24 protein-coding genes are annotated in these 25,412 nt (G+C 47.7%); 11 read left to right on the top strand and 13 right to left on the bottom strand.

Annotated elements, in window-relative coordinates; genetic code table 11:
• Positions 1-203: 203 nt before the first annotated feature.
• A complete protein-coding gene (locus I1H34_RS10395) occupies positions 204-1,022 on the bottom strand; it encodes a TrmB family transcriptional regulator (RefSeq protein WP_212665549.1) in 819 nt (272 codons plus the stop codon).
• Positions 1,023-1,089: 67 nt separating this feature from the next.
• Here I1H34_RS10395 and I1H34_RS10390 point away from each other — a divergent pair, with 67 nt between their 5' ends.
• Entirely contained in the window at positions 1,090-2,049 is a 960-nt protein-coding gene (locus tag I1H34_RS10390; RefSeq protein WP_212665548.1) for a branched-chain amino acid transaminase, read from the top strand.
• Positions 2,050-2,168: 119 nt separating this feature from the next.
• Here I1H34_RS10390 and I1H34_RS32760 read toward each other — a convergent pair whose 3' ends face one another.
• A complete protein-coding gene (locus tag I1H34_RS32760) occupies positions 2,169-2,780 on the bottom strand; it encodes a pentapeptide repeat-containing protein (RefSeq protein ID WP_283250059.1) in 612 nt (203 codons plus the stop codon).
• Positions 2,781-3,103: 323 nt separating this feature from the next.
• Between I1H34_RS32760 and I1H34_RS10380 the strand changes: the two genes are divergently transcribed.
• Positions 3,104-3,790 (top strand): HAD family hydrolase, encoded by a 687-nt coding sequence (locus tag I1H34_RS10380; RefSeq protein WP_212665547.1) that lies wholly within the window; start codon positions 3,104-3,106, stop codon positions 3,788-3,790.
• A 2-nt stretch (positions 3,791-3,792) separates the two neighbouring features.
• Here I1H34_RS10380 and I1H34_RS10375 read toward each other — a convergent pair whose 3' ends face one another.
• Positions 3,793-4,662 carry a LysR family transcriptional regulator gene (locus tag I1H34_RS10375; protein ID WP_212665546.1) on the bottom strand — a complete coding sequence of 290 codons (870 nt, stop codon included), beginning with the start codon at positions 4,660-4,662 and terminating at the stop codon, positions 3,793-3,795.
• Between the two features lie 119 nt (positions 4,663-4,781).
• Between I1H34_RS10375 and I1H34_RS10370 the strand changes: the two genes are divergently transcribed.
• Both I1H34_RS10370 and I1H34_RS10365 read left to right on the top strand, forming a co-directional pair.
• Positions 4,782-5,321 (top strand): peroxiredoxin-like family protein, encoded by a 540-nt coding sequence (locus I1H34_RS10370; protein WP_212665545.1) that lies wholly within the window; start codon positions 4,782-4,784, stop codon positions 5,319-5,321.
• A gap of 54 nt (positions 5,322-5,375) precedes the next feature.
• Positions 5,376-5,783 (top strand): MAPEG family protein, encoded by a 408-nt coding sequence (locus I1H34_RS10365; protein WP_212665544.1) that lies wholly within the window; start codon positions 5,376-5,378, stop codon positions 5,781-5,783.
• 154 nt (positions 5,784-5,937) lie between these two features.
• Here I1H34_RS10365 and I1H34_RS10360 read toward each other — a convergent pair whose 3' ends face one another.
• The 3 genes from I1H34_RS10360 to I1H34_RS10350 all read right to left on the bottom strand — a co-directional run bounded on the left by I1H34_RS10360 (position 5,938) and on the right by I1H34_RS10350 (position 7,734).
• Positions 5,938-6,150, bottom strand: a complete 213-nt coding sequence (locus tag I1H34_RS10360; protein WP_235108198.1) for a hypothetical protein — start codon at positions 6,148-6,150, stop codon at positions 5,938-5,940.
• An 83-nt stretch (positions 6,151-6,233) separates the two neighbouring features.
• Entirely contained in the window at positions 6,234-6,386 is a 153-nt protein-coding gene (locus I1H34_RS10355) for a hypothetical protein (RefSeq protein ID WP_212665543.1), read from the bottom strand.
• A 295-nt stretch (positions 6,387-6,681) separates the two neighbouring features.
• Entirely contained in the window at positions 6,682-7,734 is a 1,053-nt protein-coding gene (locus I1H34_RS10350) for a molybdopterin-dependent oxidoreductase (protein ID WP_212665542.1), read from the bottom strand.
• 514 nt (positions 7,735-8,248) lie between these two features.
• On the opposite strand from I1H34_RS10350, the gene carB reads away from it, so the two are divergent.
• A complete protein-coding gene (gene carB, locus I1H34_RS10345) occupies positions 8,249-11,491 on the top strand; it encodes a carbamoyl-phosphate synthase large subunit (RefSeq protein ID WP_212665541.1) in 3,243 nt (1,080 codons plus the stop codon).
• 15 nt (positions 11,492-11,506) lie between these two features.
• Here the strand turns inward: carB and I1H34_RS10340 are convergent, their stop codons facing one another.
• Both I1H34_RS10340 and I1H34_RS10335 read right to left on the bottom strand, forming a co-directional pair.
• Complete coding sequence (locus I1H34_RS10340; protein WP_249369981.1) at positions 11,507-12,586, bottom strand: MBL fold metallo-hydrolase; 1,080 nt, start codon at positions 12,584-12,586, stop codon at positions 11,507-11,509.
• Between the two features lie 317 nt (positions 12,587-12,903).
• A complete protein-coding gene (locus I1H34_RS10335) occupies positions 12,904-13,554 on the bottom strand; it encodes a hypothetical protein (RefSeq protein ID WP_212665540.1) in 651 nt (216 codons plus the stop codon).
• A 206-nt stretch (positions 13,555-13,760) separates the two neighbouring features.
• Between I1H34_RS10335 and infC the strand changes: the two genes are divergently transcribed.
• Both infC and I1H34_RS10325 read left to right on the top strand, forming a co-directional pair.
• Positions 13,761-14,252 carry a translation initiation factor IF-3 gene (gene infC, locus I1H34_RS10330; protein WP_212666221.1) on the top strand — a complete coding sequence of 164 codons (492 nt, stop codon included), beginning with the start codon at positions 13,761-13,763 and terminating at the stop codon, positions 14,250-14,252.
• A 336-nt stretch (positions 14,253-14,588) separates the two neighbouring features.
• Complete coding sequence (locus tag I1H34_RS10325) at positions 14,589-15,047, top strand: NUDIX hydrolase (protein ID WP_212665539.1); 459 nt, start codon at positions 14,589-14,591, stop codon at positions 15,045-15,047.
• 72 nt (positions 15,048-15,119) lie between these two features.
• Here the strand turns inward: I1H34_RS10325 and I1H34_RS10320 are convergent, their stop codons facing one another.
• Positions 15,120-15,764 carry a hypothetical protein gene (locus I1H34_RS10320; protein ID WP_212665538.1) on the bottom strand — a complete coding sequence of 215 codons (645 nt, stop codon included), beginning with the start codon at positions 15,762-15,764 and terminating at the stop codon, positions 15,120-15,122.
• 168 nt (positions 15,765-15,932) lie between these two features.
• Here I1H34_RS10320 and I1H34_RS10315 point away from each other — a divergent pair, with 168 nt between their 5' ends.
• Positions 15,933-16,274, top strand: coding sequence for a DUF952 domain-containing protein (locus I1H34_RS10315; RefSeq protein ID WP_212665537.1), 342 nt, complete (start codon positions 15,933-15,935; stop codon positions 16,272-16,274).
• Between the two features lie 36 nt (positions 16,275-16,310).
• Here the strand turns inward: I1H34_RS10315 and I1H34_RS10310 are convergent, their stop codons facing one another.
• A complete protein-coding gene (locus I1H34_RS10310; protein ID WP_212665536.1) occupies positions 16,311-17,693 on the bottom strand; it encodes an MFS transporter in 1,383 nt (460 codons plus the stop codon).
• 204 nt (positions 17,694-17,897) lie between these two features.
• Here I1H34_RS10310 and I1H34_RS10305 point away from each other — a divergent pair, with 204 nt between their 5' ends.
• Positions 17,898-18,245, top strand: a complete 348-nt coding sequence (locus I1H34_RS10305) for a hypothetical protein (protein WP_212665535.1) — start codon at positions 17,898-17,900, stop codon at positions 18,243-18,245.
• A gap of 21 nt (positions 18,246-18,266) precedes the next feature.
• Here the strand turns inward: I1H34_RS10305 and mgsA are convergent, their stop codons facing one another.
• On the bottom strand, positions 18,267-19,574 hold the full coding sequence (mgsA, locus tag I1H34_RS10300) for a methylglyoxal synthase (RefSeq protein ID WP_212665534.1): 1,308 nt from the start codon (positions 19,572-19,574) through the stop codon (positions 18,267-18,269).
• A gap of 334 nt (positions 19,575-19,908) precedes the next feature.
• On the opposite strand from mgsA, the gene I1H34_RS10295 reads away from it, so the two are divergent.
• Positions 19,909-21,288 (top strand): pentapeptide repeat-containing protein, encoded by a 1,380-nt coding sequence (locus I1H34_RS10295; protein ID WP_235108189.1) that lies wholly within the window; start codon positions 19,909-19,911, stop codon positions 21,286-21,288.
• Positions 21,263-23,053: a tetratricopeptide repeat protein gene (locus I1H34_RS10290; RefSeq protein WP_212665532.1), complete on the top strand. Its 1,791-nt coding sequence runs from the start codon at positions 21,263-21,265 to the stop codon at positions 23,051-23,053. Before I1H34_RS10295 ends, I1H34_RS10290 begins: the two co-directional genes overlap by 26 nt.
• 4 nt (positions 23,054-23,057) lie before the next feature.
• Here I1H34_RS10290 and I1H34_RS10285 read toward each other — a convergent pair whose 3' ends face one another.
• Together I1H34_RS10285 and I1H34_RS10280 are read right to left on the bottom strand one after the other, a co-directional pair.
• Positions 23,058-23,789: a class I SAM-dependent methyltransferase gene (locus I1H34_RS10285; protein WP_212665531.1), complete on the bottom strand. Its 732-nt coding sequence runs from the start codon at positions 23,787-23,789 to the stop codon at positions 23,058-23,060.
• Between the two features lie 214 nt (positions 23,790-24,003).
• On the bottom strand, positions 24,004-25,344 hold the full coding sequence (locus I1H34_RS10280; RefSeq protein WP_212665530.1) for an adenylosuccinate synthase: 1,341 nt from the start codon (positions 25,342-25,344) through the stop codon (positions 24,004-24,006).
• Positions 25,345-25,412 lie beyond the last annotated feature (68 nt).

Genomic DNA, 25,412 nt, shown 5'->3' with positions numbered 1-25,412 from the left:
TCTAGTTGTGATGACTGTTATAACTGCTTTTACGCGCAGCTTAGACGTATGATTTCGCCATCTCTAAACCTATCATTTAAGGGACTCAACGTAAACTTTCTTTTCAGAATCCTAAATTTATCGTTGAGAGAAGTCCGTTGTCTTGTAAAAGGCTTCTGGGTAAGTTGCCCATCAGCTTTCTGAGACACTATAAATCCGTTGAATTAAGTCTGTAGAGGTTCAGATGTGCCCTGTGCCCACAAGGATTCAAAGGCAATATTGAGCATTCCCCCTAGTCCTGGATGGGTAATATTTAAGGCCGTAAAGCTAGGCGTTCCCAATAAGGGGTCCTGCAGAGAAAGTAATGTAATTTTCTGATCAAAAAGCTGCATTTTGAACGGCACCTCATTCACAAAACGAACGTGCTGCCCCCAGTCTTGGCACTGGCGAATAAAATCTTGGCTACTGGGATCTTGCCAGATGTTGTGTTCGTAGATCGTACGATAGCAGATACCGCGCTGAAGTGGATCTTGCACGAGGGTGAGCCCGTTTTCATGACTCAGTAAAGACGGGTAGGTGAAGAAAACACTGATCGAGGATTGGGCCGCTTGGGAAAGTTTAACGCCACAGTCCGTAATCCGATTCGGCTCAGAGATGACATCAATATAAGCCAGAGGATCTTGGGTGTTGTGGCCTTGGGTATACAGGGGGGCAAGGGCGTTGATGGCAAGATGCGTCTGTTGTTCTTGTCGCTGAAGTTCGGCGTTGAATTGTTTCTGTTTTTCTTGCAGCAGGGTGGGTAGAGCCTGGGACGGATCCACAGCTTGGAAAATCCGTTGCCGACCAGAATGGCGTTCGAGACATAAACCGCGATCGCACAGTGATGCCAAGACATCATAAATCCGCTGCCGAGGAACTTGAGCACGGGTCGCAATCTGAGCAGGCGTAAAGTCCTGCCGATCCATCAGAGCCAAATAGACAGCGGCCTGATACCGAGTCAATCCCAAATCTACAAGGCTTTCTAAGTACTGGGCATCGCTCATTAGATGACACCACTAAAGAGTGGTGCTATTTTAAAGTTCATCGTGAACCTTTTGCAAGTGCTGTATCATGACACTCCTCACTCAACCCGAATTACCAGCAGCGACTCCTGTTCCAGAATTTCTGCCCATAGCTTTCTTGGCAGGAAAATTCTGCCCCTTTCCTGAAGCCCAACTTTCCATTGCCACCCACGCGCTTCACTACGGCACCTCTGTCCTAGGTGGAATTCGAGGAGTGCCCTCTCCCCATGACTCCAAACAGATGATGTTGTTTCGTCTTACGGATCACTGTCGGCGATTGAGTCAGAGTGCTAAATATCTCAATACCGATATTGACCCCATCGACCTAGAAGCAACATTTGTTGAATTTGTTCGCCGCAACCAGCCCCAAACCTCCTTCTATATCCGGCCGTTGATCTACACCTCAAGCCTGGGCATTGCACCCCGACTCCATGATGTCGACAAAGACCTGTTAATCTATGGCCTAGAAATGGGAGATTACTTGCACCAAGGCGGTGTACGATGTCGAATCAGCTCTTGGCTACGACAGGAAGATCGCAGCCAGCCCCTGCGAGGCAAGTCGAGTGCTGCATATATTGCATCAGCCCTAGCAAAAACAGAAGCGGTTGCTTCAGGGTTTGATGAAGCAATTTTGATGAACTCTCAGGGTAAGGTCAGCGAGGCATCGGCCATGAATTTATTTCTGGTCAGAAATGGCCAATTGATTACCCCCAGTGTTGATCAGGACATTTTAGAAGGCATTACCCGAGCCAGCATCATCACACTGGCACAGGATCTAGAGATTCCTGTGATTGAGCGTCCAGTGGACAAGTCTGAACTGTTTATTGCAGATGAAGTCTTTCTCTGTGGCACAGCAGCTCAAATCTCACCCGTGTTGGAAATTGAAACCTACAAACTGCCAGCACACCGTCCGGTATCAGACCAATTACGCGAGTTGATGAAAAATGTGATGATGGGAGCAGAGCAACGGTACTCTAACTGGCTCAAAGTTATAGGTCTAAATTCTTAGTCTGGTCATCAGATACAGCGGAGATTCATTGCTAGAGAGAAAGTCAAACGGGGTGACCAAACCGTTAGGAATGGTCACCCGTTATGATGTTTTCTCTGAACAGATGCCCAAGATCGATATCAGCTAATGAGGATGCCCGTAACGGCAGCATCTTCCATCGCAGAATGGTTGATATCAACATCCATTAAGTGAACCCCATCGATCTGGACCTTGCTGAGGTTAATCTCATCCAAGTCAGTGCGCAACATACGAGTCCCCTCAAAGTGAGTGCCTTGGAGTTTGGCATTCCGAAGAATGGCATTCCGAAGATCTCCATGGCTGAAGTTAGCTCGCATCAAGTTTGCACTGTCTAAAATGGTGCCTCTTAAATTGGCCCCTCCAAGATTGGCACAGTAAAGCATGGCATTACTGAGGTTCGCACCACTCAGGTTGGCTCCACTCAGGTTGGCACCAAACAGATTGGCACCTTTAAGATTGGCGCCCCTCAGATCAGCCCGATAGAGGCACACTGCCCGTAAGTCCGCTCGAAACAGTTTAGCTTTACGAAAATCTGCGTTAGCAAAATTTGCGCCTCGGAGCAGTGCATTACTGAGATTGGCTTTAAACAAGTTAACCGGGATGGTCGGATTTTTAATCCGCCAATCATTCCAAGTCTCCGATCCACTTAACAGAATGCTCAATAGGTTTTCGGTCCCCAAGATGGGACCTACCTCTTTATTATTTGTCATCATCAGCAAACCCTAGGAATTATTTGGTATCGAGATAAATACCTCTTTTAATATAACCTGCACTTTTAAAAGTCCTTCTCCATCGATAAGGGCTAGAAGCCTTACTGAGTAAAGATAAATATACTTTCAACAGTAAAAGAATGAATAAAGTTGAGGGGTAACGAATAGGGCAACCTTTCCAGAACGGATAAAGTCTGCCCCAGGAATATGACGTCTTCTGGGCTAAAGCAGCCTTAAAATGGGCGTTCATTCTGTTCATCGAAACATTGAACAAAAGTAACGATATGCTAATAAATCCAACCTAATTCCCAGATAAGCTTCAGACCATGAAACTGATAATGTTCGATATTGATGGCACCCTTACGGCCTCCAATGACCTCGACGATCTGGCGTTTGTCCAAACAGTTCAAGACATTTTTGGAATTACGAATATCTCTGAAGATTGGGCCACCTATACCCATGTCACGGATGCCTGTATTCTTCGGGAAATCTGTGAACAACAGTTAGGACGTTTACCTGACTCCAATGAAATAGCGCTCTTTCAAAAACAATTGTTGCAACGACTCGCCCAAGGTGCTGTCCGGGAGGGCGGCGTTTTCCCTATTGCTGGTGCTGATGTCCTGCTGAAACAGTTGCAAGCTTCCCCGGATTATCAGATCTGCTACGCAGGTGGCGCTTGGACTGCATCGGTTCAGTTTAAGCTGCAGTCGGCGGGATTACCCTTTGCGGACATTCCATATGCCTTTGCAGACGATCATGATTCACGAGAAGGTATTTGTCAGATTGCCCTGGACCGTGCTCAAGCAACCTACCAACAGACTTTTACCCATGTGATCTATGTGGGGGATGGCATTTGGGATGTACGAGCCGCGAAAAACTTAAAATATCCTTTTATTGGCATTGCGACCGGAGAAGCCGCTCACCAACTTAAAATTGAAGGGGCAAAAGTGATTCTCCCTCACTACGAGGATCTGCAGGCATTCTGGGATGCGTTGGATGCGATCGCACCTTAGTTTCACCCCGCCATCGATTCCCAATTATGACTCGTGGCAAACCGGCAAAACTGCTCAACCATCTCAGAACACTGGAGCCGCCATTTAATGCCAACCCGACGTTGAAAATCGACATCAACAACGGGCAGATAAACAATGTCTGTCAGTCCCCGCCAATAGGGCATCATACTCATCCCCAGTCCAGCTTTGACCAAGGAAATCACCCATTCCTCATGGCTGGCCCGGTACACGATTTGGGGACTGATTTTTTGGGCTTCTAGCAATTGACACTCTTGCTTGAAGAATTCACAGTTCACCCGATCGATATAGGGTTGACCATCCAGTTCAGCTAACCGCACCGAAGTTCGTTGTGCCAAGGGATGACGGGCAGGAACAGCTAGCAACAAGGGCTGAGTAAACAAAAGAGTTGAGGTTTGGGCATCATCCTGTGGTCCCAACACCGTAATTGCCACATCCACCTCACCTTGGGGGAGTTTGTCCTGCAATGCATCGGCGGGATGGTCATACATTTCCAGGGTCACATGGGGATAGTGTTGCTGAAAACTATGAACCAAATCGGCCAGCTCACTCACCCGCAAGGTACTCAGCACCCCCACCTTGAGAGTCGGGCGATCGTTAAAGCCTTTGAGCTCATGTAGGGCCGCTTGGTACTGAGCCATAATCACCGTGGCCCGCTCCTTAAACGCCTGTCCCGCTGCGGTTAAAACCGTCCGTCGCCCCCCCCGCTCGAACAACGCCACTCCTAGCTCTTGCTCCAGCTTTTTGATTCCTGCCGATAGGGACGGCTGAGAAAGATAGAGTCGCTCTGCTGCCCGGGAAAAGGTACCCGTTTCAGCAATGGTCAGAAAGTATCGAACTTGGTAGAGATCCATATATAGATAATATCTATAGCTTCTATACAATAAATAGTCTTGCTCTATAGTTTAACCTGCTCCAGGATAGAGAAAGCGAAACGGAACTGCGATCGCACTCTCTATCCCGGACTAAACCTATGATTACTTTTGCTCAAACCACCTCACCCAAACTCCTCATGGGCCATGCCGCCCCACCCCTAGTTGTTCGGACCTTAGATAACGGACCATGGCGCTTGGCAGATCAAACCCCTGAGCACTACACGATGGTGGTTTTCTATCGCGGGCTCCATTGCCCCATTTGTCAGCAATATCTCACTGAACTTGATCAAAAGCTGGCATCCTTTACCCAACTTGGCGTTCAAGTGATTGCCCTGAGTGGTGATGGCATAGACAAAACACAGCAACTCAAGACCCAGGCCAACCTCCAGCAGTTATCTCTCGGTTATGGCTTAACACCAGACCAGATGCGGGACTGGGGTTTATATCTGAGTCAAGGCCATTTTGAACAAGAGCCGGCTTTGTTTAGTGAACCCGCCGTGTTTCTCATTCAGCCGGATGGTCGATTGTACTTCGCCAATATTGGCACCCATCCGTTTTCCCGCATCGATTTTGATTCGCTATTGAGCGGCCTAGCCTACATCATTCCCAACAACTATCCCTTGCGAGGAACAGAGTAAATATTCTGTCTCCCATTCATCTGCGAACTTTCAATCAACCCTAAGGAGAACACTATGAATACTGCCCTTTTCTATCTGGCTGCCAGCGGCATGCTCTGTGTATTACTGTGGACACCCTATATTCTCAATCGCACCTTTGTCTGGGGAATACCGGCTTTTATCAATAACTATCCCACCCGCAAATTCCCTGCAGAATCTCCTGACATTCCAGTCTGGGCACAGCGAGCCAAACGAACCCATCTGAATATGGTGGAAACCCTGCCCGCATTTGCCGCAGTTGTGATCGCAGCCCACTTAACTGAAGCCAATCCTGGTGTGATTACAGCTTGGGCTGCAACCTTTTTCTGGGCACGCGTCATGCACGCCAGCGTATACATCTTCGGGGTTCCTTATTTACGGACTCCCACATACTTGGTTTCTTGGGCGGCTGTGCTGATGATTGGGGCTCAGGTGGTTTTCTAGCAACCTGTCCTTAGATGCCACACCACTCCCGTATAAGTAACAAGCCTTTAGACAAAAAAAGCTACGACTATCGCCACCACAAGAACTTCATGCTGGCTAATTAACAGTGCAGCATGAAGTTCTCATCAAAATTATTTAAGCTATATCATCCGTCTTACTGACCGACATCTTGCCAGAGAGTGCCTTGATGAGGAACAACACCCTCGTGAACGACTGTGTTTGCGTTCGCAGTATTTCCTTGAAGAGAGGAGCGGGTCAAAGAATAACCTACAACGAAGGCTGAAAAGCCAACTGCCAGTATCGAGAAAGCGGCTAGGGATGCACCAAGGACGCGATCAGAATTAGAAGACTGAGTATGCGAATACATTTCTATATAGCCCAAGATTGAAACATTCAATCTTAGTATCTTCTCAGTTTATTCCGTATAAATCGATACCCTTTATAAAAGCTTTACTCTTCTGGAACTTGGCTAATCTGAAAAGGCTGGAGAAACTGATCGGTTAGGGACAAGGGTAAATCGGTATTGTGGGATACAAAACCATGACCAATTCCGGCAAAAAACCCGATTAAGGTTGCATAGAGTAAAGGTGATCTGCTGTTCATAGGAGATGTCGAGAAGTGAAATAAAACAAGTAGAAAGCCTACTAGGGCCAGCCATCACCACTGCTAAATCTTGGGCTTTGAAACGCATTGGGTACAAGCTCAAACCTGCTGTTATCAGCATGCTTGTTCGTTATGTTTACTTAAGTTAGCAATTCTTAGTAGAGGGATTCTGTAACCGTTCTTACGGTTTGATGATTTCAATGGCGGCATTATGCAGAAACTGCAATTAAATTATTCAAAAATTGCAATCCTCTGCCAATCCAAAAATATTTTTTAGCTGAGTCTTCTCATCCATTTAAGGTTCTAGGTTGACTGAAATTCTTAAGATGCCAGCACTGCCATCTTTGCCATTTTTATCTATGATTTTTTGCGTTTCAGTTCGCGACTTTGCCTGGGCCAGCAGCTTATAGGTCCCCGGTTGAGTCGGCTGCCAAAGATACTGCCAGAGAGTCCATTCATGGGGAGAACTGGGCTGATTGATATCTGCTTGCATCCAGGTCTGCCCATTATCCGTACTAATTCTGACCCACTCCATCGGCTGAGCCTGATCAATCGCCACACCTGCAAGGGTGACCCCTCCCTGCCATCCGCTCTCTCCCATTCGGGGCAGATCAATATGGTAGTTTTTATTCCAAACCTTCTCCCCTTGGACCTTCTGGGCAATAGCATGGGTCGCGATTTTTGCGGTATTCGACCAGCCTTGACGTTCCCAGTATCCTTTTTTGGGAGTAGCAATGGCCTCGATTTCTGTCAGCCATTTCGGTTGCTTCTGGCCATACCGCCCCGGAATGATGATTCGCAGGGGAAAACCATGGGATCTCGTTAGCGGCTCCCCATTCATTCGATGCACGAGCTGCACATCCGATCTCATCAAATCGGCAACGGGCAAAGTCGTCTCATAGGAATCAGCACCATGGAGCATAAACTCAACCGCCTTGTCCTGCACACCTACTTGCTTAAGAAACGGCAATAAAGGCGTCCCCATCCATAGGGCATTGCCGATTTGTTTTCCCCCGGTGCGATTGCCAATGCACTCCATCGTTAAATAAAAGTCTGCTTGGGGTGCCGCTAAAATATCGGTAAATTTTAGGGTCAGGGGTTGATCCACCAGTCCCGTAAACTGCAATTGCCAAGTATCGAGATTGACTTCAGGGGGTGACGCGTAGGACTGCACATAAAACTCTCCTACGGGAGTAACCCGATGTTCCGGTAAGGGTTGATCAAATTGCTGGGGTTCTACGGCAAATAAGAGACGTAAGTGCTGAGAGTTGACACATCCTGGCAGGAGTGTGGCAACCATACCACCGGATGCTTGCAAAAGTCGCTTTAATGCCTGACGTCGTTTCATAAGCTGCCGCCCCCTTCAGTCTCTAATGTTTCTGCCCAAATTCATGGCTCTAGCTTAGAGGAAAAATCTAAGGACAACCTGAGAGAGAAGATAGCTGGTCATCCAGGGGATGAAGCTAACACTGATGGGGCAAGAGAAATTTATTGCGCCAATTCTGTAGGTTCATCAAAGATTTGAACCTCAGAAAAAGAACAGGATTGGGTAGTCCATACTCAGAACCCTTGTGATCAATGCTATTGCGTTTAAAGGGTTATAAATCTCTCAAAACCGCTATGGCTAAGCTTGCTAACCGAATTAATGTGATTTTCTCACTGCGAACTCAAAACAACCCTGTGTAATCGCTAGCCTTGAATCCATTCAGGATGCCGAATCATCAAGATTGACTAGCGGTTCAAACCAGAGAATGTCACAATCCTTAGAAGTGGAAATTGAAGTCCCTGACTACACCTGAGAAGGATTGCCCCGGACTCATCCACAATTCCCGACCTGCCTATTTCTGAGAAGTTCCTAGCTTATGCCTCGCCGTGATGATCTGCACAAAATCCTGCTGATTGGTTCTGGGCCAATTGTGATTGGGCAAGCCTGTGAATTTGACTATTCCGGTACCCAAGCCTGCAAAGCATTGCGGGACGAAGGATATGAAGTGGTGTTGATTAACTCTAATCCAGCCACGATTATGACGGATCCAGAAACAGCGGAGCGGATCTATATTGAACCCCTAACCCCCGAATTGGTCGAAAAGGTGATCGCCAAAGAACGACCGGATGCCTTGTTGCCAACGATGGGCGGCCAAACTGCTTTGAACTTGGCGGTCACTTTAGCCAAGACTGGAGTTTTAGATAAATATGGTGTGGAGCTCATTGGAGCCAAACTCCCGGCCATTGAAATGGCTGAAGACCGCAAGCTATTTAAAGAAGCCATGGGGCGGATTGGCTTAGGTGTTTGTCCATCGGGTTTAGCCGAAACCATGGCAGAATCCCAGCAAATTGCCCAAGAGATTGGCACCTATCCTTTAATCATTCGCCCTGCCTTTACTTTAGGGGGGACGGGGGGTGGCATTGCCTATAACCAAGAAGAATTTGAAGCGATTTCCCAGAGTGGTCTCGATGCCAGCCCCGTTTCTCAAATTTTGATTGAGAAGTCCCTGATTGGCTGGAAAGAGTATGAGCTGGAAGTCATGCGGGATCTAGCCGACAATGTGGTGATTATTTGCTCCATCGAGAATATCGATCCGATGGGCGTACATACGGGGGACTCGATTACCGTTGCCCCAGCCCAAACTCTGACGGATAAGGAATATCAGCGATTGCGGGATGCTTCTATTAAGATCATCCGCGAAATCGGGGTAGAAACGGGTGGATCAAATATTCAGTTTGCAGTGAATCCTGTCGATGGCGATGTGGTTGTCATTGAGATGAATCCTCGGGTGTCTCGTTCTTCCGCCCTCGCGTCCAAGGCTACCGGATTCCCTATTGCTAAGTTCGCAGCCAAATTGGCGGTTGGCTATGCTCTTAGCGAAATTCCCAATGATATTACGCGCAAAACCCCAGCAAGCTTTGAGCCCAGCATCGACTATGTCGTCACTAAAATTCCTCGGTTTGCTTTTGAAAAGTTTCCCGGTTCAGAACCTACGTTAACCACGCAGATGAAATCTGTGGGCGAGGCGATGGCCATTGGCCGCACCTTTCTAGAATCGTTTCAGAAGGCTCTACGGTCGTTAGAAACAGGACGATTTGGCTGGGGATGTGACCAGGCTGAGAACCTGCCGAGTCTAGAGCAGATTCGGGCTAGCCTCCGAAATCCTAACCCTGACCGTATCTATACTGTTCGCCATGCCTTGCAGGCGGATATCAGCGTTGAAGAAATTTATGAGATTACGGGAATTGACCCCTGGTTCCTTTGGCATTTTCAGGAACTGCTAACCACTGAAAACTATCTTAAGCAAACCAATCTGTACGATGTGACAGCAGACTTGATGTGGCAGATTAAGCAGCAAGGATTTAGCGATCCACAGATTGCCTTCGCCACCTTAGCCAGCGAAGATGAAGTCCGCACCTATCGGAAACAGCTAGGGGTGGTGCCTGCCTATAAAACGGTAGATACCTGCGCGGCTGAGTTTGAAGCTTTGACCCCCTATTACTATTCCACCTATGAGCAGGAATCGGAAGTGTTGCCCTCCGATCGCCGTAAGGTAATCATTCTGGGGTCGGGGCCGAATCGGATTGGCCAAGGTATTGAGTTTGACTACTGCTGTTGCCATGCGTCCTATGCTTTGCAGGCGGATGATTTTGAGACGATCATGGTCAACTCCAACCCGGAAACCGTATCCACGGATTATGACACCAGTGATCGCCTTTATTTTGAACCCCTGACTAAAGAAGATGTGCTCAATATTTTGGAGGCGGAAAATCCAGAAGGGATTATCATCCAGTTTGGTGGTCAAACTCCCCTAAAGTTGGCGGTGCCACTGCAAACCTATTTACAAGAGAAGCCTGACGGTCCCAAGATTTGGGGCACATCGCCAGACTCCATTGATATCGCCGAGGATCGGGAGCGATTCGAGCAGATTCTCCATACCCTCAACATCACACAGCCACCCAATGGGATTGCCCGCAGCAACCAGGAAGCCATTGAAGTGGCCCAGCGAATCCAATATCCCGTGGTGGTGCGGCCCAGCTATGTGCTGGGGGGACGGGCAATGGAGATTGTCTACTCAGATGAAGAACTAGAGCGCTATATGACCTTTGCGGTCCAAATAGAACCAGATCACCCCATCTTGGTGGACAAGTTTTTAGAAGATGCCATTGAAGTAGACGTAGATGCGATCGCAGATCGTACTGGTGAAGTTGTGATCGGCGGCATTATGGAGCATATCGAGCAAGCAGGTGTTCATTCGGGCGATTCTGCCTGTGCAATCCCTACCCTATCCCTAGGAGAAGAAACCCTAGCGACGATCCGACAGTGGAGTAAGCAGCTTGCACAACAGCTTAATGTTATTGGCTTAATGAACCTGCAATTTGCTGTCCAGGGGGAGCAGGTCTATATCTTGGAAGCCAATCCCAGAGCTTCTCGCACAGTCCCCTTTGTCTCTAAAGCAATTGGCTTGCCCATCGCTCAAGTTGCAGCTCGGTTGATGTCAGGCCAAACACTAGCGGAACTAGGGATCACAAAGGAGCGAATTCCTCAGCATATCTCTGTGAAAGAGGCAGTATTGCCCTTTGCTAAATTCCCTGGCACCGACACGATTTTAGGCCCCGAAATGCGTTCTACAGGTGAGGCAATGGGGATTGATACTGATTTTGGTAAAGCCTTTGCCAAATCTCAGCTCTCGGCCCATCAGGATCTACCCCAATCGGGATCGGTTTTTGTCTCCATGACGGATCGAGATAAGCAAGCGGTGATCCCCATTGCCAAGGATTTAATTGACTTAGGATTCAAATTGGTGGCGACAGCCGGAACTCAAAAGGTTCTAGAGGCAGAAGGCTTTGAGGTGACTCCAGTACTAAAACTGCATGAAGGCCGCCCCAATGTTCTAGATTTGATCAAAAATCGTCAGGTGCAGCTAATTCTCAATACGCCCTCCGGCAGTGATGCCCATGCCGATGGCCGTTTGATTCGACGGTCGGCTCTAGCCTATAAGATTCCACTGATTACAACGATTGCGGGAGCAAAGGCGACGGCAGCAGCGTTGCGATCGCTGCAATCAGAAACAATGGATGTCAAAGCTATTCAGGACTATCACCTGCAAATGCAGTGATTTTTAATGGATCAGCTAAACGGCAAACCGCCAGACAACTGGCTCCCACCCATAGGCATCCCCTTGAGTTCTGACGTGACCCAGCCCTGGGAAGGGCATATGGGGCACCAACAGCAGACGGCGCTGAGCAGTAACCGTTTCCAGTAACTGACGACGAGCGATTACACCTTGTTCAGGGTCACCATCAAAGGCCACTTCCCAGTCTGGGTTCTCCAAGTTAAGAGGATCGCTAAAGAAAACGTCTCCAGTGGTGAGTAGACTGTCTTCACCGGAAGTAATGAGGAAGGAAGCTTGTCCGGGAGTATGCCCCGTAGAATCAACGGCTTGAATATGGGGAATGACCTCACTGCCCATGGCAAATAGGGTCGTCCGATCTTGAATAGCGCTTAGTCTCTTCTTGGCCCCCATAATCGTCCCAGCTTTTGTTTCCTTGTCTAATAGGGATTTGGGCAGTTCCACGGTGTCCGCCATCCAAAAGTCAGACTCTGCCTGGGAGATATAGAACTGGGCATTGGGTAAGCGCAGCTGGCCCTTAGGATCTAAAATACCGCCGATATGGTCTGGGTGGGCATGGGTCAAAATAACCGTGTCAATTTCTTGGGCAGTAATACCTGCGGCTTCAAGATTTTCCAGCAGATGACCAGCGGTGGGACCAAAGGCAGTCCCTGCGCCTGTATCGATCAGAACTTTATGTTCATCGGTTTCAAGGTATAGGGCATTGATATGGGCTAAAACATCTTTGGTTGCGAGAAAATGTTCCTTCAGTACTGCTGTCACTGCCTTGGGGTCGGCTTTGGGCACAAAGAAGTTTGGTGGAAAGGATAGGGTACCGTCACTCACCACCATGGCCTTAAAGTCGCCCACTTTAAAGTGATAGACGGCGGCATTGGTTGGTCCTGTTTCAGCTTTAGTTTGAGGAAGATCCATTTGTGCGCTGATCACCGACCGGCCTAAGGCCATCGCACTAGTCCCCAACAGCACCATACTAAAGGTTAAACCTGCGGCTAATACCAGTAACTGCCAGCGTCGAAGCCTGTGAGAAAGATCGTTTTTTATTGCCCTCGATAGAACCCTATACCAGCTTTTTTCTCTCATTTTTGCCCCTCTTCACTTGTCTTTAAAGTCTCTGAGATGCGTTTTCTGGTGACGATAAGTTTAGCTGTCTGCTTAATCTAATGGGCGCAAATCTCAGGTTTTGTGGATATTTTACGCCATCTGCCAATACCCATGCTGATAGTCGCTTGATTTGACGGTCTGCCCTAGCCTATAAGACGACGATTGCAGGGGCGACGGCAGCAGCGTTGCGATCGCTGCAATTAGAAACGATGAATGTGAAAGTCATTCAGGACTATCATTTGCAAATGCAGTGATTCCATCGGTTTCTCCTTGCGGTTATTGAGCTTGGAAAGCTGTTATAAGATTATTTTCCGATTAACCCTATTGTATCTGCGGATTAAATACCAATAGACGCCTCTTAAGTACCAATAGGGCAAGCGCATAATATATTTCGCTTGCCTCTTCATTGCCACTGATGCTCCACTCACCACATCCTGATGAGGCATGATGGGTGCAATCTTTAGCTTAGTCTCAATTAACGTCCTTGCTTCTTGGTGTCTGTGGTATTGAGCATGTACGCCAATTCCCGTAAACGCTTGGACATAATAGGACGGCGGATAAGGCAGTAACATTGCCTCATTGCTTGAGGCCGTTGTCAGGCTGCGAATATCGCTATATTTTGTGACAAAATCTATGCTCTTCACCCCACCTCCTAGGTAGGCCAACATCCTCGTTTTTTCTTGTGTATTAATCCATGATGTGCAGAGCAAAGGTGGTCCAATAACACCATGAAAGAGGAAAAAGGCTTCATGAGAGAAGGAAAGTGACTTGGCTGATTCATTGAGCTTATGAAAAGCCTTACTGAACTTTCTGTCGTTAATGTTTGAAACTATCTCGAATAGGCGTTCTGGTTGACAAAGCATTTTGACTGAATAATAGAGAGTGCAATTAATGGCAATGCCAGCAACGACCATAAAAGCCAATATATATCTGAGAAAGATGCCCATCTCCACCTTGTCTATTGCCCGTTACTCAAGCCCTCGAAGTGGAACTTAGAATACCCAATATCTGTAGGTAACCGTCCGCTAGCTTGGAGTAGGCAAAAATTAAACGACACTCGACCCTAAGTCATCCTGTAGATAGAACCAAACGGGGGTAAGAGTCAGTTATGATCGCAATGTGTCTATACTGATCTTTTAGATTTGAGGTCAACATTATTCTGAAAAAACCCTCCATCAATAACAAAATCCTAGCCAAAAAAGTCCTACTGATCGATCAGACAGGGACTAAGCAAGGAATTGTTGATACACAAGAAGCGCTTTCCCTGGCCCAGCAGGCCAAACTGGACTTGGTGGTCGTCTCCGAGCGAGAGGACGCACCAGTCGCCAAGATCATGGATTTTGGCAAGTATCGATATGAGCAGAAGAAGCGTCAGAAGCAGTCTTCCTCTAAACCTTCTCTGAAAGAAGTAAAACTCCGCCCAAATGTGGGCGAAGCTGATTATGGGGTCCGCATTAGTCGGGCTTTGCAGTGGCTTGAAAAGGGAGACAGTGTCAAGTTTCAAGTGCGCTTGAGAGGCCGAGAACACCAGCATCGTGACCGAGCCACCGACTTATTGCAGAGAGTCATCGAGGATTTAAGCAAGGTAAGTGAGGTTCAAATCTTTGATCGACGTGCGTTGATTGTTCAACTTGTGCCTGTATAACACTGCTTTTTCTCTCTTGCGTATAGGCAAGAGGGTATAGGATAGCGAGAATTCAATGAGCGGAGTGCTGCACTTCACAAATAGCACTCCGCTCAATTTGGGTACGTATAAAGTGTTGATACTAAGGTCTTGAGTTTGGACTAGGCTTACTCAACAAGCAGATGTTGCAAGGCATAGTAAAGTATCTCATTCGCCTTCAAGGGTTGAGAATCAGTATCTCCGGTGCGAACTCAAAAGCTTAAGGGCGAAGTTTTGGAGATTTGTAGGGCTTAATGCCTGTGTTACTCGCCGCTTTAAGCTAGGATTTCAGGGATTATGCAGGAGCAATCTGTACCCATGAGTTCTGAAGAGAAATCGCATTCAGTTGCGATCGCAATCCTGTATCAGCAAGATCAGTACTTAATGCAGCTTCGGGATGATATTCCAGGTATTGCCTATCCAGGGCATTGGGGCTTTTTTGGTGGGCATTGCGATCCGGGCGAACATCCAGACGATGCTATTCATCGAGAACTTATGGAAGAACTGGGTTATCGCACATCCACCATTAAGCTATTTAATCTCTATCCTGATCCAGGCGTCGTTCGCCATGTTTACTATGCCCCCCTTACAGTCCCTCTTTCTGAATTGAAACTCATGGAAGGTTGGGACTGGGGATTTTTCTCGCCTGAAGAAATTCAGGATAGCAAACGATACTCCCAAAAAGCCCAAGGCACATTCCCTCTAGCCTATCCCCACCAGAAAATTTTGTTGGATTTTATGGCATTTCAACTTCATCTTGGAAGCCCAAAAAAATAATTCTCCATCAGTCCGAAAGATTGATAGAGAATTATGCACAATATTGAGGTTGGTTTTGGCTTTGCTAAAACCTCATGATTCTTGAGACTCTGGGGGCTCTTGAGAATCGGGTTGCCGGGTGACTTCTTCTTCAGCCTTACTTTCAGCAGATGGGGATGGTGAAGGGGCCGGGGTGCTAGCAGGAGCAGGGCTTGCCGCTGGGGCAGAAGCGGGTGGTTTGCTCGCAGTAGGCTTAGCTGCTACGGGTTCTTTAGTTTTTTTTTCCGGTACTTTAATATCTAACTTCGTGCGAGCAGTTTGCAGCGCATTATCTGCTCCTTTTTTAGTTGCTTCTATCAGAGATTTACCGGCTTCCGACACAAGGTTGCCATCTCCTACTTCATTTGCTTGGTTTTGTAGAGACTTTACGCTTTCAGACAAGTCAGTATAGCGATCTTTAACCCAACCAATTGAAACGAGTCCCCCAAGAATAAACAGGTAAGCCAGGATACCTGTTTCTTTAATGATGGTCCATGCCAATTCAAAGAATTTTTTAAACGAATCCCATGTATCTTTAGCTGAGACTAAGTCCCACCATTTAGTAAGTTGTTGATTAAATGGGCTTTTATTACTGTCACTCATTAAAGATATCTCCGCTCCAAGAAACCATTTGCCATATCTATCATGGACTGTTGTCTGAACCGGGTCAATCCAGTTTGATTGCAGAAAATCTATCATTTTGCTAAAGACCAATCAGATCTTTTGAACAGAGTGGATATGGGTCTTTAGGATAGGAACACTGAGGAGTTCAGCTCTCAACACAATGAGATTCAGGTTGTTGCAGGATAAACTAATCTCTATTGTGTACTTGTTACCCCTTTCAGAACTGAGGTCTGACTCAAAAGTATGATTTTCCATATTGCTCAAAAGTTTGATTGGCAGGCTGCCCAAACGGCTAGGGAGTATCGCGCCTCTTCCCTTACGACTGAGGGGTTTATTCACTGCTCCGATCAGCATCAAGTCTTAGAAGTGGCCCACCGTTTGTTTTGCGATCGCACAGATCTAGTTTTACTAGAAATCAACCCTCAGCTTTTGGATATGGAGCTGCGATATGAGAATTGTGAGGGAGGAGAAGAGCAGTATCCCCATATCTATGGGGCTATTCCCTTAGCTGCTATTCCAAATACATATCCGTTTTTACCTACTCCATCCGGGGAATTTAAACTACCTCCAGAAATTGAGCACTAATAGCTAAAGGTCTGAAAACTTTTTCAAAGTCGATTCTCACCTGCGTGCCTGTGGATTAGGTGCCATCCAATTGAGCAATAGAATAAGGGGTGGAAAAATACAAAAGCAATAGAGGCCTAGTTGGTAGGATCCCGCAAAGTTTTTAAACAGTGCCATCCAAGAAGGACCAATCGCACTGGCAAATACAATACTCATCATCTGTACCCCTGAAATTGCCCCTAAATGGGTTCGACCAAAAAAGCGGGGTAATGCCACGGCAGATAAGGTGCCAAAACACCCCCCACTACTGCCCAATCCAGCAATGGCAAACCCGCGCAAAGCCACAATATCTAAATTAGCCATACTGGCAATGCCAATTCCTAAGGCTGTCATCATGCCCATAAACAGAAATTGCAGCCGAATTCGATCGGCAGCCAAGCCCATCAAAGATCCCATTATCGTCGATACCAACGCCATCGGGATGAATAGGGCGACTGCTTCGGCTTTAGTTAAGCCCACTTCCGCTCCAAGGTCGACGATATGAAAAGTAATGCCTGTGATCGCTAAAGCTTGACAGGATAAGGCTAATGTTACGGCCCAAAAAGCAGGGGTGCGGAGTGCTTCGCTGCGAGTGAAATCTCTGCGGGTGTCAACGGAAGCTTGAGATGGTGGGGGGGCTGAGGGGTTGAATTTCCCGTCCATCTGTAGACCACATTCCTCAGGATTGTCTCGATAGAGAAGCCAGCCTAAACTACTCATGCCCAATCCGACCATTAAGCCCATACTGACCCAGGTCCACCGCCAGGTTGTAGCTTCAATCCAGGTATTGACAATAGAAGGGGTTGAGGCAAATCCAAAAGAAATAAAGACTCCAGCAATCCCCGAGGCTAAACCCCGTCGCTTATCAAACCATTTACCTAAGGTGTTACGACTGGACATGGTTAACATGCCTTGCCCACTGAATCGCAGACTGGTAAATCCCAGTACCAGCAAACCAAAGGCAATATAGTTAGAGGTGGGTAAATTCCAGGTTTGACTGAGGGATACGGCGATGCGATCGCACACACTCATATACCCCAACGTCAGCCCCAACCAAACTGAAGCCAACACCACAGACAGGCGCGTTCCAAACCGATCTAAAAATACACCCCCAAATGGCAACAACAATCCGCTGGTTACCGTGCCAATCAGATAAGCATTGCTGAGCTGCAGCCGCGATACCCCCGTGGCCTCAATCAAATAGTCCGTAAAAACGCTCACTCCCATGGTTTGCCCAGGGATACTCATGATTATCCCGATTGTGCAGGCAGCTAAAATCGCCCAACCATAAAAGAAAGGTAGCTTGCCAGGATCAAAAGGCCATTGGGGACGAAGCAGCGGATGAATCTGTGGCGGATGTCGATCAGTCCGTTGCTGAAAAAATTTATTTCGCAACTTCATGCAAAACCTAGCGAGACAGTGGAGACTAAAGAGTCTTCAGCTTAACGAATTAGGAGTCTTAGAGAAGGTGAATGCTTGCAAATGAGGGCGATATTATTATGGTTGAAAATCTTCAGCAATCTGATCACCTCACCTCAGACAGTCATCAGCTTCTTCTCAGGTTCCAGCTCTAAATTGATATTAACGACAAAAGAGGCACAGAAGATGACTCCGAAACGTATACTCTCCACTGCATTACTCAGCTTATCCGTTTTCACGATTGGTATCAGCGAAGCGAAAGCCGCCGAGATTGGTTTATTTTCTGACCAGCAAGAGCCTCAATTGGTCTCCTTAAAGTTCAACAAATTTGGTCATCATCGTCGTGGTTTTCATAGTCGCCGCAGATTCCGTCGGCGAAATCACGGTCGCCGACGCTTTAACCGATTCCGTCGCTCCCCTAATTTTGGATTCAAGAAATTCAAAAAATTCAAAAAATTCGATAAGAAGCATCACGACAAGCACCATGGTCATGATCGTAAGTTCCATCATGACCATAAAGGATTCCATCGTTAGTCGGTATGTCCTTTAACCCACTTATGCTTCTGGTTCCGAAGTTTCCTGATGAAGATCTGCTGACTCCGGGGCAAATACAATCAACCCTCGGGGAATGCATTCCACTTCGATGGGGGTTGTCCCGATCATCTCCCCATCCACCACAACTTTTTGGGGTGGTTGGGTTTTTACTTTCACCCGCCGAGTTTGGAGATTGATAATGTCTTCTCGATTGGTGGGTTGGCGCAGAAGGGCGGCACCCACTAAATTCACCATTGCTCCGACCGCTTCCAAGTCTGTTTGGGGAGCGCCAATCGTAATATCCAGCAGTCCATCACTAGCATCGACGACCCCTGCCCCTTGGGCCATCACTGAAGTAGGGGGTGCAGCATTGGCGATCGTGACGGCACCGGCCTTAAAGGTTTTGATCACGCCCTCCACCTCAATCTCCGTTTCAAAAAGCTCCTGCTGATTGAACTGCTTAATCCCTTCCATAATGTAGGCGAAAGCCCCCCAACGATTTTTGGCCTCTCGGTCTGCTCGCTCAATTACTTCTGCCTCTAATCCAATCCCTGCTAGTAAAATCATCGGCTGATCGTTACACTTCGCCACATCGACCACCCAAGTCTTCCCTTGGACAATAATGTTGCAGGCCGTTCGAATAGGTGTAAATCCCTGGGAAATGCTGAGGGCCGCCGCAAAAGCGTTGGCTGTTCCCCGAGGAATCACTCCCAGAGGAATATTGGATCCAATTAATGCCCCTGCCACAGCAGAGATAGTGCCATCACCACCGGAAGCCAAAATCAAATCGGCTTGAGCTGAAATCGCATCTTCCACGAGTTCGCTGGGATGGGTATCTGGAGTGGTTAAATGCACCACGAGTTCCATGGCTGGACTGAGAAGTTCTTCTATCAAAGTTAGATCGTGATCGGCATTGCCTTGCCCAGACACTGGATTGAAAACAAGGTGAGCGACTCGGGTACGGCGCAGTTGCTCTAGGATGGCCGTTGCTGTCCCTACATTGATGGCAACGGGTACATCATAAACGGCACAAATCCGTTGAAGGGTCTGAATATCGGGTTCATGGGGTTGGGCATAGAGCGGATCGATGAGAAAAATAACGGCGGTAACTTTGCCCTCAGCCACCTGGGTTGCAATTTGGGCATCACCTCCCATAGGGCCTGACAGCATTCGCTCTACATCAAGGTCTGTAGCATCCTGAATCCGTTGCCCAGTCGTACCTGTGGCAATGATGTGATACCGACAAAGGACAGGTTGGTATTGCTTAGCAAATTCAACGATTTGATCTTTTTTCCGATCGTGTGCGATCAATGCGATCGTAGCTGCCATGCAATTGCCTCGTGCTCAAAACCTGTGTCTTTTGTTGATCATACGTTGTTCTATGAGCTTGACAGAATCGTTCAAGTGTCCAAGCTTATCAGTGGCTTATCTCCCGAAGTTCGTATCAGTGATTCCCGCTTTACACAGCGATCATGCATGATCTAGTTGACCCATAATGAATCTAATTTTGTGTTCTTCCTGATGATGCTAGACCTTTGTCTAATCATTTGTAGCAAGCGAACATGCCATGATCTGTAGTTGATCTTTCCTAAAATCTGAGGTTCGGGTTTTGCGGATTAGCCAGATTGCAAAAACTTCATCAGGACTAGTGAGTGGAGTTTTTGTGCTCACCATTTTCGTGCAGTCAGTACAGGCTGCCAAAAGCGATCATGTTGATCAGCTAAAAGAAACACGTGAATGTGCCGACTGTCAGCTGGATAAGGCCAAATTAGGTGGAGCTGATCTTCGGAATGCCAACCTAAAAGGGGCCAATCTTAAAGAAGCAAATCTGCGGGGAGCCAAGCTAGATGGAGCAGATCTACTTCGAGCGGATCTCAAACAAGCCGATTTGCGGGAGGCGATCCTTTCTAGTGCCCAACTCACCCTCAGCAATCTAGAGGAAAGCCAATTGGGCGCAGCCATCTTATTCCGGGCTAACTTATCTCAAGCACGGCTGATACTCAGCAATCTGGAAAACGCTCAACTCCGTGATGCCAACTTGAGCCAAGCGAAATTAATGGAAGCCAATTTAGCTAGGGCTAACTTAGCTCAGGCACAGTTGAATCAGGCTGATCTGACCACTGCTACTTTATCTCAAGCTCGATTACAGAATGCATCGCTAGTAGGAGCAAAGCTGGTAAACGCCAATTTGGAAGGAGCATCTCTGAAGGGAGCCAATTTGATTGGAGCCGATTTGACTGGAGCCAATTTAGTAAATACTGATTTGAGAGACGCCAAAATTGATGACACCACAGTTTTAGATCCGAAATGGCGAGATGCTTGGGCGATTGTCAATCCGCAACCGATCAAGAAGCCAACTTCCACAGAAACATCTGAGGCACTCACTACGGGAGCATCTGCCGCACCGGTAAAAGGCAAAAATCTGAGTGGTGTGCATTGGGTGGGCATCAATTTAGAAGGGGCAGAGCTGGAAGAAGCGGATCTGTCCCAAGCTTATTTGTTTATTGTCAATTTGCAAGATAGTAACCTGCGAGCCACTAATTTTAGTAATGCCCGTCTCCGCTATACAAATTTTCGTCGAGCCAATTTAACCAATAGCAATTTACAAGGGGCCGATTTACGTTACGCCAATTTGGAAGGGGCCGATCTTAATCTGGCAAAGCTACACAAGAGCAAAATCAATATCAAAACTGTTCTGGCCGATAAATGGCGGCAGGTGTGGGAACTGGTCAACCAGGGAGGTAGAGAGCTAGAACTGAAAACGGCTGACTTAGTTCAAGCTGATCTCAGCCAAGTTGATTTTTTTCGAGCCCAATTGCCCGAGGCTAATTTAACCCAAAGCATTTTGGATGGGGCCAATATGACCGAAGCTAACCTGTTTCGGGCCGATCTAACGGGAGCCAGCCTCAAAGCCGTGACCCTCAAAAATGCCAACCTAGCAGAAGCCAATCTAGAAAATGCCAACGTTGAGGGTACCACCCTTACCGATGCCTACTTGTGTGGAGCCACGATGCCTGATGGAACAACCCACTCTTGTCCCTAAAAAAAGATTATTGATCATCTTTGGAAAAACTAGCCGTCAGTTGAATCTGGTACAGGGATATGGCATCGGGTCTAGTGCAAAATTACTGCTATGGGGAATAGCATCGCCCCTCCTACTGAGTGCCTTGCTACCCCAAAGCCTTCATGCCCAAGAAGGATTACAAGATTATGGTCATTGGGCAGGATTATGTCAGAGCCTGACCCAGCAAGCCCAAAATAACGAAGCTCTGAAGAAAAAGCAATATGATAAAAAGCTCAAAAATGAAAAATATGCAGAAGCTCTCAAAGCGTGTGATCAAGCGATTGCTTTAAATTCCAACGATCCGCAAGCCTGGACCGATCGCAGCACGATTGTTTTTGCCCAAGCCAAGCATTCTGAAGCTGTAGCGGCCTTCAATCAGGTTCTAAAGCTTGAACCCGACAAACCTCAGATTTTAGCGAAGCGATGCATTAGCCTTTTTCAACTCAAAAATTATGAACCTGCTCTCAAAGATTGTGAATTAGCCTTGCAAGTGGCAGATCAACGGCTGCAATCGTTACCTGATCAGGCTTGGTATTACCGAGGAGCAGCATTATTTGAGTTGAAGCGATTTGACGAAGCCTTAGCTGCCTATGATTGGGCTACACATATCAATGAACATGATGGACGAGCATGGGCTGGCCACTGTCAGGTGTTGGCATCACAGAAGCAATATTCACGAGCGTTTCAATCCTGCGATCGCGCCCTCCAAGAAGACTGGCCAGACAACTCTGCTGCCATAGGTTGGTCCCAACTTGCCCAACTCCATCGACAATTAGGAGAGTATAATCAGGCCCTTGAAAACTATGACAAGGCTCTCGCTTTTGCCCCTGAGAATCCCAAGCTGTGGTCTCAACAGGGGATTTTGCTGGATCAATTGGGAGAACATCAACAGGCACAAGCTTCCCATGAATTTGCCGTTACCCTGGCCCCTAAATCTTCTGCGGCCCTAATTCAGCAATGTGCCAATGCCAATCAACTTCGCCAGTTTGAGACGGCCCTAGCCAGCTGCGAAAAAGCCTTCCAAGAAGGGGACGGAGATTGGGGAGAGGCAGGGCTGGACTTTGCCTGGAGCCAGCGGGGCACAGCACTGATTGGTCTTGGCAGGTTCAAGGAAGCCCTCACCTCCATCGATCGTGCGTTAGCCATCATGCCTCAAGATGCCCATGCTTGGAGTGCTCGGGCTTTATCACTGTGGCGTTTAGGGCGATTTGATGAGGCATTGGATGCTGCGGAACAGGGCGTGGAGTATGATCCTCAATCTTCCCTAGCCTGGTTCAACCAAGGCCGGATTCTCGCAACTCTTGGCAAGTTAGAAGAAGCCGTTGCGGCTTACGATCGAGCTTTAAAGGGAGATGTCAATGCCGGTAAGCAACCGACACTAGTAGAAATATGGATTAATCAAAGTGCAGCCTATTGGCGACTAGAAGACTATGGACAGGCCCTAGCTGCTGCGGATCAAGCTGTGGCTCTGGATGCCAAATCTGATCGCGCTTGGTATAACAAAGCCCTCGCTCTGATGGGCTTGCGGTCCTATAGTCGGGCGGTGGCTGCCTATAACAAAGCCCTCGCCTTTAATGAAAAAAATGCCGATTATTGGACAGGGAAAGGGATAGCCCTAAAGGCGCTGGGGAATTTTCCTGAAGCCTTAGCTAGCCTAGAACAAGCCCTTAGTCTCAATCCCAATCATTCCCTAGCTTTGCTGAATCAAGAGCGGGTCAAGAAGCAAATTCAGCCTTCCAAGTAGGTGTCTAAGGTTTTCGAGCTGTGATGGCTTTACGTGCGATCGCAAGTTCGTATTCACCATAAGCATTAGAGATTTGAACTTGAAATCCTATCTGACTCAACTGTTCAGCAATCTCTTCGGCATTATAGAGCTGCTGTCGGTGAATTTCTTCATCCCGCCGATACAGACGACCCTCTTGCCGAAAGGTGATGATCCGTCTCGTCAGGATCATCTTTTCCAAATCCTCTTGTTTCTCAACCAAAACCATCCAATCGTCCCCTTCTCTAAATCCCTGACTGACTTGCCCTTGTTCAACCTGACCTGGCTCCACCAGATCAAACAGAAACAGTCCTCCAGACTCAAGGGCATCAAAGATTCGCTGGAATATAGAACCTAACCGAGATGAATTGTGTTCTGCGTCGAATAAATAATTTAGACCTTCCCCTAGGGCCGTCACCGCCTGACAGGTGGGAAGACTGGCTGTAAATAAGGACTCCATCCGAAATTCTGCAGTAGGAACGCGATTGCGGGCCAGCTCAATCATGGCTTCCGAAATATCAATGCCCAAGACTTGATACCCCGCCTGGACTAAGTGATCTGCCCAGATGCCGCTACCGCAGCCTAAATCGACTACTAAACCCAATTCAATCTGATGTGCTTGAAAGCAGACCAAGATTTCGACAGCCGCTTGGTCAGCAAAATCGCCATATCCAATATCGTGGATATAGGCCAGGTCAGCTTTATACCAATCTCCCATACTATTTTCCTCAGGTATCTAACTCCTTAGGCGCCGAATCAGAAGGTACTACTGCCCAAAAACGATATGAACCGGATTCCTAAGGTATCCTCTTAGCCGCCCAAAGGAGTAAGCCACTGCTTCTCAACAGTTCAAAAGATTCAGCGTTGAGATCGCAAGCTGGTAAGTCTAGAGGAAATGGAGGGTGTTACTCAAGTAAGTTTTGGAGAATGGCCTAAGCAGACATTGCTTGGGTTTCTCCATTGGAATAAAGTAAGGCTCGCTTCGGCCCATGAATGGGATCTTCCACGATAATGGTTTCGTCCCGCTCAGCCCCTAGAGACACTATGGCAATGGGAACTTCTACGATCCCAGCTAGGAACTTAAGGTAGTCCAATGCCTTGGGGGGTAAATCTTCTAAGGTCCGGCAATGAATCGTGGATTGTTTCCAGCCAGGCAGTGTTTTATAAACGGGTTTGCATCGAGAGAACTGTCGAGCATTCGTCGGAAAGTCTTTCGATTCGTGGCCGTCAATTTCATAGGCCACACAAACTTTAATCTCATCCACTTCGTCTAGAATATCGAGCTTGGTTACCGCTAGACAGTCAAGACCATTAATACGGACGGCATAGCGACCAATCACGGCATCAAACCAACCGCAGCGTCGCCGACGTCCAGTAGTCGTTCCAAATTCAGCGCCTCGCTCACAGAGGGCCACACCCATCTCATCGTGTAGCTCTGTCGGGAATGGACCTTCACCCACCCGAGTGGTGTAGGCTTTGGCCACGCCGATGACCCGGTCGATCATCGTTGGACCCACGCCCGTACCCACACAGGCACCGCCAGCTACTGGGTTGGAAGAGGTAACGTAGGGATAGGTTCCATGGTCCAAATCGAGTAACGTTCCCTGGGCACCTTCAAATAAGATATTTCGGTGCTGTTGATAGGCATCGTAGATTTTTAAGGAACAGTCGGCAACGAAGGGGCGCAGACGATCCGCATAGACTTGATACTCGGCAATCACCTCTTCTGGATCTAGGGGAGGTAGATTGTAGAGTTTCTCCAAAATGACATTCTTATAGTTAACGGTCCACCGCAACTGTTTTTTCATGCCTTCTGGATCCATCAGATCCAGGATGCGGATGCCGGTTCGCTCAGATTTATCGGCGTAGGTGGGGCCAATGCCTCTGCCAGTGGTGCCGATTTTATGGTCACCACGGCGCTCTTCCGAGGCCTGATCAATCAACCGATGATAGGGCATGGTGACATGGGCTGATTCGGAAATAAACAAATGGCTGGTACTAATTCCCAACCCATCCAACATATCTAGCTCTTCGATCAGAACTTTTGGATCGATCACAGTTCCAGAGCCGATGATGCAATCGGTGTTGGGGTAGAGAATGCCGGAAGGAATCAAATGTAACTTAAAGGTCTGGTCATCGACGACGACGGTATGGCCAGCGTTTACTCCGCCTTGATACCGTACGACCACATCTGCTGAACGACTTAGCAGATCGGTTATCTTACCCTTTCCTTCATCGCCCCACTGAGCACCAATTACAACTACGTTAGCCAAGGGATTATTAAAAAAACAACTATTTCACAAACAATAATTATCGGTAGTGGGGGAGACTTCTGTCAATC

It is taken from the genome of Acaryochloris marina S15, from assembly GCF_018336915.1.
GTDB classification, from domain to species: domain Bacteria; phylum Cyanobacteriota; class Cyanobacteriia; order Thermosynechococcales; family Thermosynechococcaceae; genus Acaryochloris; species Acaryochloris marina_A.
The sequence above is the reverse complement of the archived record's forward strand: the minus strand, read 5'-3'. Positions and strand labels throughout refer to the sequence as shown.

Bases quoted from the DNA above. Each gene is read 5' to 3' on its own strand.
- I1H34_RS10395 (WP_212665549.1), bottom strand. From the start codon at position 1,022: ATGAGCGATGCCCAGTACTTAGAAAGCCTTGTAGATTTGGGATTGACT.
- I1H34_RS10390 (WP_212665548.1), top strand. From the start codon at position 1,090: ATGACACTCCTCACTCAACCCGAATTACCAGCAGCGACTCCTGTTCCA.
- I1H34_RS32760 (WP_283250059.1), bottom strand. From the start codon at position 2,780: ATGATGACAAATAATAAAGAGGTAGGTCCCATCTTGGGGACCGAAAAC.
- I1H34_RS10380 (WP_212665547.1), top strand. From the start codon at position 3,104: ATGAAACTGATAATGTTCGATATTGATGGCACCCTTACGGCCTCCAAT.
- I1H34_RS10375 (WP_212665546.1), bottom strand. From the start codon at position 4,662: ATGGATCTCTACCAAGTTCGATACTTTCTGACCATTGCTGAAACGGGT.
- I1H34_RS10370 (WP_212665545.1), top strand. From the start codon at position 4,782: ATGATTACTTTTGCTCAAACCACCTCACCCAAACTCCTCATGGGCCAT.
- I1H34_RS10365 (WP_212665544.1), top strand. From the start codon at position 5,376: ATGAATACTGCCCTTTTCTATCTGGCTGCCAGCGGCATGCTCTGTGTA.
- I1H34_RS10360 (WP_235108198.1), bottom strand. From the start codon at position 6,150: ATGTATTCGCATACTCAGTCTTCTAATTCTGATCGCGTCCTTGGTGCA.
- I1H34_RS10355 (WP_212665543.1), bottom strand. From the start codon at position 6,386: ATGAACAGCAGATCACCTTTACTCTATGCAACCTTAATCGGGTTTTTT.
- I1H34_RS10350 (WP_212665542.1), bottom strand. From the start codon at position 7,734: ATGAAACGACGTCAGGCATTAAAGCGACTTTTGCAAGCATCCGGTGGT.
- carB (WP_212665541.1), top strand. From the start codon at position 8,249: ATGCCTCGCCGTGATGATCTGCACAAAATCCTGCTGATTGGTTCTGGG.
- I1H34_RS10340 (WP_249369981.1), bottom strand. From the start codon at position 12,586: ATGAGAGAAAAAAGCTGGTATAGGGTTCTATCGAGGGCAATAAAAAAC.
- I1H34_RS10335 (WP_212665540.1), bottom strand. From the start codon at position 13,554: ATGGGCATCTTTCTCAGATATATATTGGCTTTTATGGTCGTTGCTGGC.
- I1H34_RS10325 (WP_212665539.1), top strand. From the start codon at position 14,589: ATGAGTTCTGAAGAGAAATCGCATTCAGTTGCGATCGCAATCCTGTAT.
- I1H34_RS10320 (WP_212665538.1), bottom strand. From the start codon at position 15,764: ATGATAGATTTTCTGCAATCAAACTGGATTGACCCGGTTCAGACAACA.
- I1H34_RS10315 (WP_212665537.1), top strand. From the start codon at position 15,933: ATGATTTTCCATATTGCTCAAAAGTTTGATTGGCAGGCTGCCCAAACG.
- I1H34_RS10310 (WP_212665536.1), bottom strand. From the start codon at position 17,693: ATGAAGTTGCGAAATAAATTTTTTCAGCAACGGACTGATCGACATCCG.
- I1H34_RS10305 (WP_212665535.1), top strand. From the start codon at position 17,898: ATGACTCCGAAACGTATACTCTCCACTGCATTACTCAGCTTATCCGTT.
- mgsA (WP_212665534.1), bottom strand. From the start codon at position 19,574: ATGGCAGCTACGATCGCATTGATCGCACACGATCGGAAAAAAGATCAA.
- I1H34_RS10290 (WP_212665532.1), top strand. From the start codon at position 21,263: ATGGAACAACCCACTCTTGTCCCTAAAAAAAGATTATTGATCATCTTT.
- I1H34_RS10285 (WP_212665531.1), bottom strand. From the start codon at position 23,789: ATGGGAGATTGGTATAAAGCTGACCTGGCCTATATCCACGATATTGGA.